Source organism: uncultured Lamprocystis sp. (assembly GCF_903933125.1).
Taxonomy (GTDB): domain Bacteria; phylum Pseudomonadota; class Gammaproteobacteria; order Chromatiales; family Chromatiaceae; genus Thiodictyon.
The window spans coordinates 1-14,538 of the sequence record NZ_CAIZIZ010000440.1 but is presented as its reverse complement, the minus strand read 5'-3'; the positions used below and the strand labels follow the sequence as shown (position 1 = coordinate 14,538).

Annotated in this window: 9 protein-coding genes; 7 read left to right on the top strand and 2 right to left on the bottom strand. The window is 61.9% G+C overall.

Translation table 11 applies throughout. The features are described from left to right. Positions 1 to 197 precede the first annotated feature (197 nt). The 6 genes from QZY03_RS23535 to QZY03_RS23510 all read left to right on the top strand — a co-directional run bounded on the left by QZY03_RS23535 (position 198) and on the right by QZY03_RS23510 (position 9,435). Complete coding sequence (locus QZY03_RS23535; protein WP_295585147.1) at positions 198 to 1,646, top strand: hypothetical protein; 1,449 nt, start codon at positions 198 to 200, stop codon at positions 1,644 to 1,646. Between the two features lie 12 nt (positions 1,647 to 1,658). Then, positions 1,659 to 2,723 carry an Rpn family recombination-promoting nuclease/putative transposase gene (locus QZY03_RS23530; RefSeq protein WP_295585146.1) on the top strand — a complete coding sequence of 355 codons (1,065 nt, stop codon included), beginning with the start codon at positions 1,659 to 1,661 and terminating at the stop codon, positions 2,721 to 2,723. A gap of 359 nt (positions 2,724 to 3,082) precedes the next feature. Next, positions 3,083 to 5,689, top strand: a complete 2,607-nt coding sequence (pglZ, locus tag QZY03_RS23525; RefSeq protein ID WP_295585144.1) for a BREX-1 system phosphatase PglZ type A — start codon at positions 3,083 to 3,085, stop codon at positions 5,687 to 5,689. A gap of 45 nt (positions 5,690 to 5,734) precedes the next feature. After that, positions 5,735 to 6,091, top strand: a complete 357-nt coding sequence (locus QZY03_RS23520) for a four helix bundle protein (protein ID WP_295585142.1) — start codon at positions 5,735 to 5,737, stop codon at positions 6,089 to 6,091. Positions 6,092 to 6,127: 36 nt separating this feature from the next. Beyond that, positions 6,128 to 8,146 (top strand): protease Lon-related BREX system protein BrxL, encoded by a 2,019-nt coding sequence (gene brxL / locus QZY03_RS23515; RefSeq protein WP_295585140.1) that lies wholly within the window; start codon positions 6,128 to 6,130, stop codon positions 8,144 to 8,146. A 416-nt stretch (positions 8,147 to 8,562) separates the two neighbouring features. Next, the gene (locus QZY03_RS23510; protein ID WP_295585138.1) at positions 8,563 to 9,435 is read left to right on the top strand and encodes a hypothetical protein; all 873 of its coding nucleotides are present in this window, start codon (positions 8,563 to 8,565) and stop codon (positions 9,433 to 9,435) included. Between the two features lie 233 nt (positions 9,436 to 9,668). On the opposite strand, the gene QZY03_RS23505 is transcribed toward QZY03_RS23510, so the two are convergent. Together QZY03_RS23505 and QZY03_RS23500 are read right to left on the bottom strand one after the other, a co-directional pair. Next, on the bottom strand, positions 9,669 to 10,271 hold the full coding sequence (locus tag QZY03_RS23505) for a DedA family protein (protein ID WP_295585136.1): 603 nt from the start codon (positions 10,269 to 10,271) through the stop codon (positions 9,669 to 9,671). 393 nt (positions 10,272 to 10,664) lie between these two features. After that, a complete protein-coding gene (locus tag QZY03_RS23500; protein ID WP_295585135.1) occupies positions 10,665 to 12,299 on the bottom strand; it encodes an alpha-D-glucose phosphate-specific phosphoglucomutase in 1,635 nt (544 codons plus the stop codon). 271 nt (positions 12,300 to 12,570) lie between these two features. Between QZY03_RS23500 and htpG the strand changes: the two genes are divergently transcribed. Continuing rightward, positions 12,571 to 14,520 carry a molecular chaperone HtpG gene (htpG, locus tag QZY03_RS23495; protein ID WP_295585133.1) on the top strand — a complete coding sequence of 650 codons (1,950 nt, stop codon included), beginning with the start codon at positions 12,571 to 12,573 and terminating at the stop codon, positions 14,518 to 14,520. Positions 14,521 to 14,538 lie beyond the last annotated feature (18 nt).

Here is a 14,538-nt window from a genome sequence, read left to right as displayed (position 1 = left end):
GCGACAGACGATACCTCCACTGTGGTTTCTTCCTATACTGCTTTAGATAATCAGTATCGAAAAAAGTTGCAATAAAACACTGATTTTATGGTTTTCCTGAGAGTAAGATGTGCGTACAAATATTTTAGTTGAAGTACTTATCTGTTGATTCCAGTTACTCCGTATCGGTTGCGAATAATCGCGAAAGCATCGCCGAGATGCAGCGTATCGAAGAAGAGAATAACCGCCTTTTTATCGACGCCTACGGGCTTGCTGATGAACTCATCCCCGACGTACCCGTCGAGCTGATTACTCTGACGGTTAACCCCGTCTACCGCTATGGTGGTGATCTAACTGAAGCTGAGCGCTGGACCCGTTTCCGGCAGGACACGATGGCGGAACTGGTGTCTTACGCCATCGGCTGCATGATGGGCCGGTATCGCCTGGATCGGCCGGGGCTCATTTACGCGCACAGTGGCAACCAGGGCTTCGAAGCAATCTATAGTGCCGCAAGAGAAGAGTCCACAGATGACACAGATGCACACAGATTAAGAAATGAACATCTGTGTTCATCTGTGTCATCTGTGTCATCTGTGGACAATTTTTCTTTCTCCGCCATCGACGGTCTCATTGATGCCGCAGGAAAAGCATCCACAGATGACACAGATGGACACAGATTAAGAAAAGAACATCTGTGTTCATCTGTGTCATCTGTGGACAATTCTTCCTCGGCCATCGACGTTATCGTTGATGCCGAAGGAGAAGAATCCACAGATGACACAGATGGACACAGATTAAGAAAAGAACATCTGTGTGCATCTGTGTCATCTGTGGACAATTCTTCTTCATCCGCCATCGACAGTATCATTGATGCCGCAGGAGAAGAATCCACAGATGACACAGATGGACACAGATTAAGAAAAGAACATCTGTGTTCATCTGTGTCATCTGTGGACAAAAATCCCTTTCCCGCCGACGCCGACGGCATCATCCCGATCACCGAAGCGAACTGGTTCGATGACGACGCTGCCAACCGTATCCGTGAATTCCTGCTGGCCGTCTGGCCTGAGGAAGTGGATAGTGGCAAGTGGATAGTGAATAGTGAGGATGACCGACTATCCACTATCCACTATCCACTATCCACTATCCACTATCCACTATCCACTAATATGCAATGGCTCGCGGAAAGCCTGGGATCAAAGTCCGGCGAAACCCCGGACGAGACCATCCGCCGCTATCTCGCGACCAGCTTCTTCAAGGACCATCTACAAAACTACAAGCGGCGGCCCATCTACTGGTGCTTTTCCAGCGGCAAGCAGAAGGCATTCGAGGCACTGGTGTACCTGCACCGCTACCACGAGGGCACACTCGCGCGTATGCGTATGGAATACGTGGTCCCGCTGCAAGGCAAGATGGCCGCCCGCATCGACCGGCTCGTCGACGACATCGCGTCCGCGTCCACCACGGCCCAAGCCAAGCGGCAGCAAAAGGAGCGGGACAAGCTGACCCGCCAACTCGACGAACTGCGCCGCTACGACGAGCAACTGCGCCACTACGCCGACCAGCGCATCGCCCTGGATCTGGACGACGGCGTCAAGGTCAACTACGCCAAGTTCGGCGACCTGCTCGCCGAGGTCAAAGCTGTGACCGGCACGGCCGCCGATTAAGGTTCAGCCGCTATGGCCCGTCCCCCTCGCCATCCTCCGCGTGCTCGTCAGCCTGGCCGGTCGGCACGCGCGCCGCAGGACGGATCTTACAAGCACCTGTTCTCGCATCCCGAGATGGTCGAGGGCCTGCTGCGCGACTTCGTGCAGGAGGACTGGCTGGGACTGATCGACTTCACGACCCTGGAGAAGCAGGGAGGGAGCTATGTCACCGACGACCTGCGCGAGCGCGAGGATGACATTATCTGGCGGGTACGGGTGGCCGGGGAATGGCTCTATGTGTACTTGTTGATCGAGTTCCAAAGTCAGGTCGATCCTTGGATGGCAGTGCGCGTGATGGTCTACACCGGGTTGCTGTACCAGGACCTGATCAAGAGCGGTGCGGCGGCGGCGGGTGAACGCCTGCCGCCGGTGTTTCCGCTGGTGCTCTACAACGGCACCGGACGTTGGACGGCGGCGCGCGACATCGCTGAGCTGATCGTTCCGCTACCGAACGCCTTGGCGCGCTACTGTCCCCAGCACCGCTATCATTTGATCGACGAGGGTCGGATTGGGCCGGATACGCTGGACCAAGCCAGCAGTGTGGCGGCTGAACTGGTCCGGTTGGAGGTCCTCGCAACCGACGGCCCGGAAGCGGTGCGCCCGATACTGCGTCGGCTGAGCGCCCGCTTGCAGGGGCCAGGCTACGCCAGCCTGCGCCGGGCGCTGACTGTATGGTTCGCGCGGGTCTTACTCAGGCGACTGATGCCTGACGAGAGATTTCCGGAATTGCATGATTTAACGGAGGTTGAGACGATGTTGGCAGAACACGTTGAAGAGTGGACGCAGAAGTGGAAGCGGGAGGGCGTCCGCGAGGGCATCCTGGAAGGTGAACTGCAAGGCAAACTGAAGGGCAAGGCCGATGCCTTGAAGCGCCTGCTCCGGGGTCGCTTTGGTGAGCTGCCCCAGTGGGCGGGAGCCCGCATTGACGTCGCGACCCTCGACCAAGTTGACGGCTGGCTGGACGGACTGTTCCAGGCCGCGACTCTGGAGGGTCTGCTCGGCGGTCAGCCTCCGGAGCCTCGACCGCCCGCAGGCTGACCAAGGCCGAGCAGCCGGAGTTCTTCAATGTCCTCATCGCCCTTGTCGATAGCATCCCGGCGGGCCAGCGCGACGCGCTCCCGCCCGCGTGGGAGGAGATGGGAATATTCGGGGAAGACAGCCGATGATTCTCAATTTGAAACATGCGCCTGATCGAAGAGCAGATCGGATTGCAATGCGCAATGGACAGTCGCTATGACGTTGCCGCCTGCCACCGCCCAGCGTCTACGATTTCGAACTTATCCACAGATGTCACAGATGTTCACAAGATGAAGAGAAAGAGTCTTATCTGTGCTCATCTGTGACATCTGTGGATAACGAATTCCTCCTGATCGACGAATAGGCGTAGCGGTTTACCAATGGATAGTCAACGTATCGAAAGCGCCCTGAAAGATCAATTCGTGGCACAGGGCCATCGTATCGTCTTCTGGAACGACCCTGATCGGGAGTTCGAGGAGACGCTGCCGGATCTCGACCTGGGTGATGTGACCCTGTTGCGCCTCGATCAAGTCTGCGGGTTGGAGGTCAAGGTACGCCTGGAGCTGACCGATACTCAGGGCCGCTACCTGCTCTATGCCCCGTGCGAGCCGCCGGAGGTCGAACAGGACTGGCTGCTCGATGTGCGCCTGTACAGCGCGAGCTTCCGGGCGGATCGGGCGTCGATGCTGCTCAGCGAGCTTGGGTTGACCCAGCAGTCCTTACGCCTGCACCTGGCGGAGCGAGCGCGGTTCTTCGCCAGCCGGGACCGGCTGGACCGGCTGAAACGGCTGCTCAACCCCAATGACACTGCGCAGGATATCGACCGCAAGATCATCGCGGTCCTGGTCAAGGCCGATCAGTCGGAGTTCTTCAATGTTCTGATCGCGTTGTTCGATGCCATGCCGGAGGGCCACCTCGACGCGCTGCCGCCCGCGTGGGAGGAGATGGAGAAGTTCGGCGTCCAGGCAGCCTTCTGGGACCTGGCGGGAAGCCAGTTCGGTTACCAGGAAGGGGCGCCGACGCTCAAGAACCTGCTGATCCGGCTGCTGGTGTCGGATCTCAATCACGCCTGCCGCGGGGCGCTGCCGGAGGGCCTCAAGCCGCTCACGCTGCCGCGCCAGGGGGCCGCCAATGCGGTGGTCTGCCTCGCCCAGTGGCGCGACAGCAGTACCCGTGGCTCCTCCTATGAATCCCTGTCGGCCGGCGTGGCGGATGCGGTGAAGCTCACACAACACCTGGGAGCCCTGGAGATCGAGGCCCTGGCCGAGGTCAAGACCTTCCTGCTGGTCGAACAGGTCGTCGCCAGCCGTTTGCGCGACCGGGTGCTGGAGACGGCGCAGACCATCAAGCCCGAGGCCATTCGCACCATCACCGCGCACCGGCAGGATGGCTACTGGGCGGCGCGGGCGCTGCCCGACACCCCCCGCGCCCCGCGCCGGTCCCTGTATGCGGTCTACGCGGCCCTGCAGACGGCCGCGGACCTGTTCGCCCTGCGCAACACGCACCTTGGCGGCTTGGCGCAGCCGGACCCGCGGGCACTGCTGCGCGCCTATACGGGCGGTCTGTACCGCTTCGATCAGCTTTACCGCCAGTTCTGCGAAGCGGCTGATTACGCGGAGTCCCACGACTGGGATATCCTCAAGTCATTGCGTAAAGAGGTCGAACAGGTCTATGGCACGGGTTTCGTAGCGGCATTGGCGCTGGAGTGGAACAAGCATCTGGAGACCGGGCTGCTCGGGTCCTGGCGGATCGACGACCTGCCCAATCAGCAGGCATTCTTTGAGCGCGAAGTCGCGCGCGTGTTGGCCAAAGGGAGCGACCGCCGGGTCTTTGTGATCATCAGCGACGCGCTGCGCTTCGAGATCGCACAGGAACTGAGCGGCCTGCTCAACGGCAAATACCGGTTCGACGCGGACCTGTCCGCCCAGCTTGGCGTGCTGCCGTCCTACACCGGGCTCGGCATGGCCGCGCTGCTGCCCCACCAGGCGCTCGACTACGACGAGGGCGGGACCATTCGGGTTGACGGCCTGCCGTGCGGCTCACTGGAACAGCGGGGCCGGGTGTTGGACGCGGTGCAGGGCGTGGCGGTGAAGGCCGATGACTTCATGGCGATGAAGAAGGACGAGGGACGTGCCTTCGTCAAGCCCTATCGGGTGGTCTATGTCTATCACGATCAGGTGGATGCGGTCGGCGACAAGGCGGCGACCGAGGGGCAAACCTTCGGCGCGGTGCGCAAGGCGATCGATGACCTGTGCGACCTGGTGAGCAAGATCATCAACAGCCTCAACGGCAATCACCTGGTGATCACCGCCGATCATGGCTTTCTGTTCCAGGAAACGCCGCCCGGTGAGACCGACAAGAACGCCTTGGCCAGCAAGCCCGCCGGCACCCTGCTGGCGAAGAAGCGCTATCTGCTGGGTCGGAACCTGCCTGCCAGTGACCAGGCCTGGCACGGCACCACCGCGGTGACGGCCGGTGCCGGGGGCGGGATGGAATTCTGGGTGCCGAAGGGCGCCAACCGCTTTCACTTCGTCGGCGGCTCGCGATTTGTGCATGGCGGGGCCATGCCGCAAGAGATTGTGGTGCCGATCATCCGCGTGCACCACGTCAAGGAGACGGGCAGCGCGGCCAAGACGCGGACGCGCACGGTCGGTGTGAGCGTGCTCGGCAGCAACTTCAAGGTCACGACCAACCGCTGTCGCTTCGAGTTGATCCAGACCGAGCCGGTCGGCGAGCGGGTCAAGCCGGTCACGCTGAAGGTGGCGATCTACGACGGCGCGGAGCCGGTCACCAATATCGAAACCCTGACCTTCGACAGCACGTCCACCGATATGAACCAATGGAAGAAGACGGTGAGCCTGACCCTGGAGGGGCGGCGTTTTGACAGCAAGACGATTTTTCAGTTAATTCTGCGCGACATCGAGACCGGGGTGGAAGAGGCGCGGTTCGATGTGACGATCGATTTGGCGTTTATCAATGATTTTTAGTGGATAGTGGATAGTGGATAGTGGATAGTGGATAGTGGGGGTGTTATGGGTGTTCGGGATTATCGCGACTTGATTGTTTGGCAAAAGTCGATGGATCTTGTCACCGAAGTTTATCGACTGACTCGGGGGTTCCCGCGAGAGGAGCTTTTTGGGCTAACAAGTCAGGTTCGCCGGGCTGCGGTGTCGATTCCATCGAATATCGCGGAAGGGCAGGCGCGGCAGTCGACAGCCGAGTTTCGTCGTTTCCTGTCCATCGCCCAAGGATCGCGTGCCGAAGTCGAAACCCAACTACTGATTGCCGTGCGTTTAAACTACAGCACAGAATCGGATGTGCAAACAGCCGTCTCACTATTGACCGAAATCCAAAAAATGCTGGCCGTCCTCCAAACCCGCCTACAATAGCTGCTATCCACTATCCACTATCCACTATCCACTAGAATGCTAGACACCCTCCTCAACCGCCACTTCGCCGGCAAGGTCGTCCGCAAGGACCTGACCAAGCTGATCAAGGAAGGGGCGAACGTTCCCGTCTACGTGCTGGAGTACCTGCTCGGCATGTACTGCGCATCCGACGACGAGGCGATCATCCGTGACGGCATGGAGACGGTGAAGACGATCCTGGCCGAGAACTACGTGCGGCCGGACGAGGCGGAGAAGGTCAAATCCAAGATCAAGGAACGGGGGAGCTACAAGGTCATCGACAAGGTGACGGTTCGGCTCAACGAACGCCGGGACCTCTACGAGGCCTTGCTGTCGAACCTGGGGGTCAAGGATGCCGCCATTCCGGGGAGCTATGTGAAGCAGTTCGAGAAACTGCTGGTGGGCGGGATCTGGTGCATCGTCACGGTCCAGTATTTCTTTGAAGAGGGGCAGAAGGGTTCGCCCTTTACCATCGGTGACCTCAAGCCGATCCAGATGCCCAACATGGACTTGGAGGGGCTGTTCGAGGGGCGCCTGGCGTTCTCTGAAGGCCAGTGGATCGATGTCCTGTGCCGCTCCACCGGGATGGAGCCGGCGAATCTGACCGAGCGGGTCAAGTGGCACCTGCTGGCGCGGATGGTCCCCTTTGTCGAAAACAACTACAACTGCTGCGAGCTGGGACCGCGGGGGACGGGCAAGAGCCACCTCTATAAGGAGATCAGCCCCAACAGTATCCTCATCTCCGGCGGCCAGACCACGGTGGCCAATCTGTTCTACAACATGGCGCGCCGCATCGTGGGGCTGGTGGGCCTGTGGGATGTGGTGGCCTTCGACGAGGTGGCGGGCATCTCCTTCAAGGACAAGGATGGCGTGCAGATCATGAAGGACTTCATGGCCTCGGGGTCCTTCGCCCGCGGGCGCGATGCCATTCAGGCGTCGGCGAGCATGGTGTTCGTGGGTAATATCAACCAGCCGGTGGACACCCTGGTGAAGACCAGCCACTTGCTGGCGCCATTCCCGGCGTCGATGATCGACTCGGCCTTTTTCGACCGCTTCCATGCCTACATCCCCGGTTGGGAAGTCCCGAAGATGCGGCCGGAGTTTTTCACCAATCAGTACGGGCTGATCACCGACTATCTGGCCGAGTTCATGCGCGAGATGCGCAAGCGCAACTTCTCCGATGCCATCGACCGCTATTTCAAGCTCGGCAACAACCTGAATCAGCGCGACACCATCGCGGTGCGGCGCACCGTCTCTGGTTTGCTCAAGCTGCTCTATCCCCACGGGGTCTATGACAAGGAGGCGGTGCGCCGCTGCCTGGAGTACGCGCTGGAGGCGCGCCGGCGGGTGAAGGAGCAGCTCAAGAAGATCGGCGGCATGGAGTTCTTCGATGTGCACTTTTCCTATATCGACCAAGAGACGCGCGATGAGCGGTTCATCAGCGTACCGGAGCAGGGCGGCGACAAGTTGATCGCGGATGGTCCGCTGAATCCGGGCGTGCTGCACACCGTGGCTACCGGCGCCAGTGGGCATCTGGGTCTCTATCGGCTGGAGACCCAGACCACGGCCGGCAACGGCCGGTTCAATGTGTCCGGCCTGGGATCGAACAGCGGGGCCAAGGAGGCGGTGAAGGTCGCGTTCGACTACTTCAAGGCCAACCTTTGCCGCGTCAGCGGATTGGCAAAGGCGGGCGACCACGACTACCACCTGCACGCTGTCGAGTTGCACAACACCGGGGCCGCCAAGGCGATGACTCTGCCGAGCTTCGTCGCCCTGTGTTCTGGAGTCATGCAGAAGCCAGTGCAAGGACAACTGGTCGTCCTCGGCGATATGAGTCTGGGCGGGAGCTTGATCCCGGTGGAGAACCTGGCCGAGTGTCTGCAAGTGGCCTTCGACTCCGGCGCCAAGCGCCTCCTGTTGCCGATGGCGAGTGTACGCGACATCGCGACCATCCCCGGCGAGTTGTTCGCCAAGTTTCAGATCGCGTTTTATGCCGACCCGCTGGACGCGGTGTTCAAGGCGTTGGGGGTAGAGTAAAAGTCGAGTCGCCTGATCCGCGCGGCGGCCTTGATTATCCTAAATTCGGCAGTTCGCACCACAAAGGCACAAAGATCACAAAGAAAGACAATGGGCGATTGTCATGATGCGCCTCACCTGGCTGGTGATTCACCATTTCAACGCAACACATGGAAATCCTTTGTGTCCTTTGTGTCTTTGTGGTGCAACTGCTCTTTCTAGGATCATCGTTCCGGCCGCCGAAAGACCGGGGGCCGACGCTTTAGTGGGCGGCACCGCCGCGTCCGGCTGAAGCCTCGGCCTCCGGTCTGTTGTGCGGATGTCGAGTGATCGGGACTTCACCTGAGAATTATCGAGACCCCCGTGTCCTTTGTCTCTTTGTGGTTCAAAATGCAGGGCGCGTCGGCTCACCCCCTTGCCTGATCGGAGACCTTGCTATGAAACTCGCCTTGTCCACGCAGGACGCATTGCATCTGGTCCGACTGCCCGCGACCTTCGTGGTGTGGTCCAACATCCTGGCCGCGCACCTGATTGCCACCGGGGGCTGGCCCCACTGGCTGGTGCTGATTCCGCAGCTCGCTGCCGGCACGGCGCTGTGCTGGTCCGGTGTGGTGCTGAAGGACTGCTTTGCCCTGCGGCAGGGCGCTACGGGCGAACCCGCGGGTTTGCTGGCGTCCGGGCGGATCTCGGGCCAGGCGGCCTGGGTGCTGGGCGGCGGGCTCATGGTCCTGGGTCTGGCGTTCGCCGCGCTGGCCGGCGGGGCCAGTCTGCGGATCGCGGTCGCACTGGGACTCGCCATCGTCGCCTATCACGGCTTTCTGAAAGATACTTTGTTGGGACCCGTCATCATGGGGGCGATCCACTACATACAGTGGATGTTCGGTTTGGCCGTGATGGCGATGGGGAGCGGGGCCAAGGCGCTGGCCGTGCCGGTGTTCCTTTATGTGGCGGCGCTCACGGTCCTGGTTGGGGCAGAGGCCAAGGGGGCGGCGCCGCAGACCACCCGGATCGCGGCTGTGTTGTTGGGGCTTGCGGCCCTGGTGATCGTCGAGTTGGTGCTCGCGGGCCGCATGGAGCAGCCGCTGATCCTGGCTCTGGTTGTCCCCGCGGTCCTGGCCCTGGGGTATTGGCTGTGGCGTCTGACCGCGGACGGCAGTCCGGCGGCGGTGCAGACCCTGGTCCAGCGACTGACCTTCGGCCTGATCCCGCTGGACGCGCTCTTGCTGGCCGGCAGCGGGCATTGGCTGGTGGCGCCGTTCCTGTTGTTGCTCCTGGTCCCCGGTTTCGTGTTCCGGTCATCGCCTGAGTAAGGAACAAGCGCAACAGCGAATACTATTGTCGTTGTCGTTGTCGTTGTCGTTGTCGTAATCGGAACAGCCCCCTCGGCAACCCGCGCGGACAGCGAAATGCCGCGAGGCGCGAGACGACTGGGCGGGTGGAGAAATTCGATTACGACAACGACAACGAGGCACAGCGGACCCGACGGCAACACCGCGATCCGGAGCGGACCGACGACAGTCGCATTGCCGGGCGATGCTCCGGATCAGGCTTGACGGCGCCGCTGCCGGAGCACATAGATTGCCAAGGTCAGGGCGACGAAAATCAGGACGCCGACGGTCACCAGTGGCAGGTTGTCTTTGATCAGGCTCTCGTTGCCGCCGATGAAATAGCCCATGGCCGTGAGTACGGCCGACCACAGGCCAGCCCCGAGTAGGGTATAGGTACTGAAGGTCAGCAGATTCATCCGGGTCAGCCCGGCGGGTAGTGAGATCAGGTGCCGGATGCCGGGGATCAGGCGTCCGGTAAAGGTGGAGATGGCCCCGTGGCGTTCGAAGAAGACGTCGGTTTTGTGGAGCAGGGCCGGGCGCACGAAGAACCAGCGGCCATAGCGCTCCAGGAAGGGGCGCCCCACCCAGAGCGCGAAGGCGTAATTGACGCCGGCCCCCGCCAGGCTGCCGACGGTGGAGGCGAGCCAGATCGCCAGGACATTCATTTTGCCCTGATAGGCGAGGTAGCCGGCCGGGATCAGCACCAACTCGCTCGGTACCGGCAGCACGGTGGACTCCAGGGCCATCAGGACGAAGATGCCCGTATAGCCCCAGCTGTTGACGGTGACCAGGATCCAATCGATAAATTCATGCAGCATGACGTAACCTGAGTGTCAATGTGAGTCGCGCGAAGGGTGCGCGTGATGGTCGCCGGTAGATACCTGCCGACAATAGAAATACAACTCGGATTTATCCACAGATGAAAGGTCCGGCCTTGGGCGACAGCGAAAGCTGGTTGGAACGATGATCAGGGTCACTGTGGTGGGCCTTGATCGTACGGCCAGCCGCGTGCATAGTCAGGGCTTCCAGCCCTGACGGTGTCAGGCCAGGATGGCCTGACTACGCACCCGGCGAGCCCAAGTGGCCGGAATCTTGATTGAGGCCCTGCGGCGCACGTCGGCAACAACGAAGAGCGAGGCTGCATTCGCAAACAGTTTATTCGCGGATGGAGCTTTCGCTCAGGCCGGCGATCTGGCTGGCTTATGCAGCCTTTACGTGATCACCGTCGGCTCTGCCCGTCCGGTGCGCGCCTCGATCTGGGCCAGTTCGCGGGCGATCAGGATGAGCGGCGCCATGGCTTCCTGGGTGTCCTGGTGGTGGCGGGTCGGGTCGGGTTCGTAGAACTCCAGATAGACCCGCAGGGTGGCGCCCTCGGTGCCGGTGCCGGAGAGCCGCAGGACGATCCGCGAGCCGCCCTCGAAACCGATGCGGATGCCCTGGTTGGCTGAGACGCTGCCGTCGATCGGGTCGGTGTACGCGAAGTCGTCGGCATAGGCGACCGTATAGTCGCCGAAGCGCTGGCCGGGCAGCGCCGGGAGCATGATCCGCAGATGGTCGACCAGGGCGCCCGCGGCCTTGGCATCCACCGCCTCGTAGTCATGCCGGGTATAGTAGTTGCGACCATAATGCCGCCAGTGTTCGCTGACGATCTCCGCGACCGACTGCTGGCGGACCGCCAGGAGGTTCAGCCAGAAGAGCACCGCCCACAGGCCGTCCTTCTCGCGCACGTGGTCCGAACCGGTGCCGAAGCTCTCCTCGCCGCACAGGGTGATGCGCCCCGCGTCCAACAGATTGCCGAAGAACTTCCAGCCGGTGGGTGTCTCGAAGCACTCGACCCCCAGGGCCTCGGCCACGCGGTCCGCCGCCTGACTGGTGGGCATGGAGCGGGCGATGCCGCGGATGCCGGAATGGTAGCCGGGGGTCAGGTGGGCGTTGGCGGCCAACACGGCCAGGCTGTCGCTGGGCGTGACGAAGAAATTCTTGCCCAGGATCATGTTGCGGTCGCCGTCACCGTCGGAGGCGGCACCGAAGTCCAGCGCATGGGGGCCTTCGCATAGGGCGACCAGGTCATGGGCATGGGCCAGGTTGGGGTCCGGGTGTCCGCCGCCGAAATCCTCCAGCGGGACGCCGTTCATCACGGTGCCCGGCAGCGCGCCGAGCCGGTTCTCCAGGATTTCGGTTGCATAGGGGCCGGTGACCGCGTGCATGGCATCGAAGCGCATGCTGAACAGCCCGGAGTTGAAGAGGGCGCGGATCGCGTTGAAATCGAACAGGTCTTCCATCAAGGCCGCGTAGTCCGCCACCGGGTCGATGACCTCGACCTGCATGGCGCCGATGGCGCCGGTGCCGACCATGTCCAGATTGGTGTTCGGGCAGTCCAGCGTGCGGTAGTGGTCGATGGACTGGGTGCGGGCGAAGATTGCCTCGGTCACCGATTCGGAGGCCGGCCCGCCGGCGGCGACGTTGAATTTGATCCCGAAGTCTTCCTCGGGTCCGCCCGGGTTGTGGCTGGCGGAGAGCACGATCCCACCCTGGGTCTTGTACTTGCGGATGACGCAGGAGACCGCCGGGGTGGAGAGGATGCCGCCGCGCCCGACCAGCACGCGGGCCACGCCGTTGGCGGCGGCCATGCGCAGGATGACCTGGATGGCCTCGCGGTTGTAGTAGCGGCCGTCACCGCCGACCACCAGGGTGCCGCCGGCCAGTTCGGTCTGGGTGTCGAAGATCGCCTGGACGAAGTTCTCCAGATAGTGCGCTTGCTGAAAGGTCCGGACCTTCTTGCGCAGCCCGGACGTGCCCGGACGCTGCCCTTCGAAGGGGGTAGTGGCGATGACGGTCGGCTCCATATTCAACCCCTTGATTATCTGTGTGATGGCCTACATTGATGCGGCGTGGGCGGTCGGTCACGGCCGGGGGTGCGCGACGGGCGCGGTGCCCCGGATCGTGAAGGCCGGATTGTAGCCGCTGCCGGGCGTGCGACAATACCCATTCCAAATCTATTCCCGCGCCGGGAGCTGACGGCCGAAGCCGCAGCACGCCGAGGCGCGGAGGCCGATCCGCCGTGGTCGCCCCGTAATGTAAAAAACAGAATGATTATTCAAGAGGTAACGAACCGAAATGACAGTTGAAGCGCATAAGGAAACACTGGAGTTCAAGGCCGAAGTAAGCCAAGTCCTGGACCTGGTGATCCGTTCACTCTACTCCAACAAGGAGATCTTCCTGCGCGAGCTGATCTCCAACGCCTCGGACGCCGCCGAGAAACTGCGATTCGAGGCGCTGAGCGACGACGGCCTCTACGAGGGCGACGTCGACCTGCGGATCCGCGTCACCGTGGACAAGGAGGCGGGGACTCTGACGGTCTCGGATAACGGCATCGGTCTGAGCCGGGCCGAGGTCGTAGAGACCATCGGCAGCATCGCCAGTTCGGGCACCCGCAGGTTCTTCGAGAAGTTGACCGGCGATCAGGCCAAAGACAGTCAACTGATCGGTCAGTTCGGTGTCGGCTTCTACTCCGCCTTCATCGTCGCCGACAAGGTGACGCTGGTCTCCCGCCGAGCCGGTCTGGGTGCCGAGCATGGGGTGCACTGGGAGTCGGACGGGCGCGGCAGCTACACCCTGGAAACGGTGGAGAAGGCCGGCCGCGGTACCGACGTGACCCTGCACTTGAAGGAAGAGGAGAAGGAGTTCCTGGACGCCTGGCGGCTGCGCTCCATCATCAGCAAGTTCTCCGACCACATTGCCCTGCCCGTGGAAATGCTGAAGGAGCACCACGACGGCCCGGACGAGGACGCGCTGGACGCGGAGCAGGACGACGCCAAGCCGCAGACCAAGGCCCCCGAGTGGGAGAAGGTCAATCGCGGGACGGCCCTGTGGATGCGCAACAAGTCGGAGGTGACCGAGGAGGAGTATCACGCTTTCTATAAGCACATTGCGCACGACTACGATCCGCCGCTGGCCTATGTCCATAACCGTGTGGAGGGCACCAACGAGTACAGCACCCTGCTCTACGTCCCCAAGAAAGCCCCCTGGGATCTGTGGGACCGCGACCAGAAGCACGGCGTCAAGCTCTATGTCCGCCGCGTCTTCATCATGGACGAGGCCGACAAACTGCTGCCGCATTACCTGCGCTTCGTCAAGGGCGTAGTGGACTCCGACGATCTGCCGCTGAATGTCTCGCGCGAACTGCTCCAGCACAACCGCAAGATCGACAGCATCCGCCAGGCCAACACCAAGCGCATCCTGAGCTTGCTGGAGACCCTGGCCACGGAAGAGCCGGAGAAATATGCCGAGTTCTGGGGCGAGTTCGGCCGTGTCCTCAAGGAAGGGCCGGCGGAGGACTTCGCCAACCGGGAGCGTCTGGGCGGGTTGTTGCGCTTCGCCTCCACCCAGACCGAGAGCGATACCCAGAGCGAAACCCTGGACGGCTACATCGAGCGCATGAAGGAGGGCCAGGACAAGGTCTACTTCATCACCGCCGACAGCGCGGCCGCCGCCCGCCACAGCCCCCATCTGGAGGTCTTCCGCAAGAAGGGTGTCGAGGTCCTGTTGCTGTCCGACCGGGTGGACGAGTGGCTGGTCAACCACATGCACGACTACAAGGGCAAGCACCTGCAGTCGGTCACCAAGGGCGATCTGGACCTGGGCCAACTGGCCGATCAGGAGGAAAAAGCCAAGACCGAACAGGCAGCCAAGGACCACGGCACCCTGCTGGAGCGGCTCAAGACCGCGCTGGGTGAACGGGTCGACAAGGTGCGTCCGAGCGCCCGCCTGGTCGACTCCCCGGCCTGTCTGGTGGTGGGCGAGTACGACATGAGTGCCAATCTGGCGCGGGTGTTGAAGGCGGTCGGTCAGGACGCCCCCAAGCAGCGTCCCACGCTGGAGGTCAACCTGGATCACCCGCTGGTGAAGCGCCTGGAGAGTGAGGAGAACGAGACCCGGTTCAATGATCTGGGTCTGATCCTGTTCGATCAGGCGCAACTCGCCGAGGGCGGTCAACTCGATGACCCGGCGGCCTTTGTCGGCCGGCTCAACGGGCTGATGATGTCCATGCTGCTGTCCGGTCGCTGACCGGGGCCGGCGCCCCGG

What these genes read in the sequence shown, in the direction of transcription:
- brxL (WP_295585140.1), top strand. Translation starts at nt 6,128, where the DNA reads ATGCTAGACACCCTCCTCAACCGCCACTTCGCCGGCAAGGTCGTCCGC.
- QZY03_RS23505 (WP_295585136.1), bottom strand. Translation starts at nt 10,271, where the DNA reads ATGCTGCATGAATTTATCGATTGGATCCTGGTCACCGTCAACAGCTGG.
- htpG (WP_295585133.1), top strand. Translation starts at nt 12,571, where the DNA reads ATGACAGTTGAAGCGCATAAGGAAACACTGGAGTTCAAGGCCGAAGTA.
- QZY03_RS23530 (WP_295585146.1), top strand. Translation starts at nt 1,659, where the DNA reads ATGGCCCGTCCCCCTCGCCATCCTCCGCGTGCTCGTCAGCCTGGCCGG.
- pglZ (WP_295585144.1), top strand. Translation starts at nt 3,083, where the DNA reads ATGGATAGTCAACGTATCGAAAGCGCCCTGAAAGATCAATTCGTGGCA.
- QZY03_RS23535 (WP_295585147.1), top strand. Translation starts at nt 198, where the DNA reads ATGCAGCGTATCGAAGAAGAGAATAACCGCCTTTTTATCGACGCCTAC.
- QZY03_RS23500 (WP_295585135.1), bottom strand. Translation starts at nt 12,299, where the DNA reads ATGGAGCCGACCGTCATCGCCACTACCCCCTTCGAAGGGCAGCGTCCG.
- QZY03_RS23510 (WP_295585138.1), top strand. Translation starts at nt 8,563, where the DNA reads ATGAAACTCGCCTTGTCCACGCAGGACGCATTGCATCTGGTCCGACTG.
- QZY03_RS23520 (WP_295585142.1), top strand. Translation starts at nt 5,735, where the DNA reads ATGGGTGTTCGGGATTATCGCGACTTGATTGTTTGGCAAAAGTCGATG.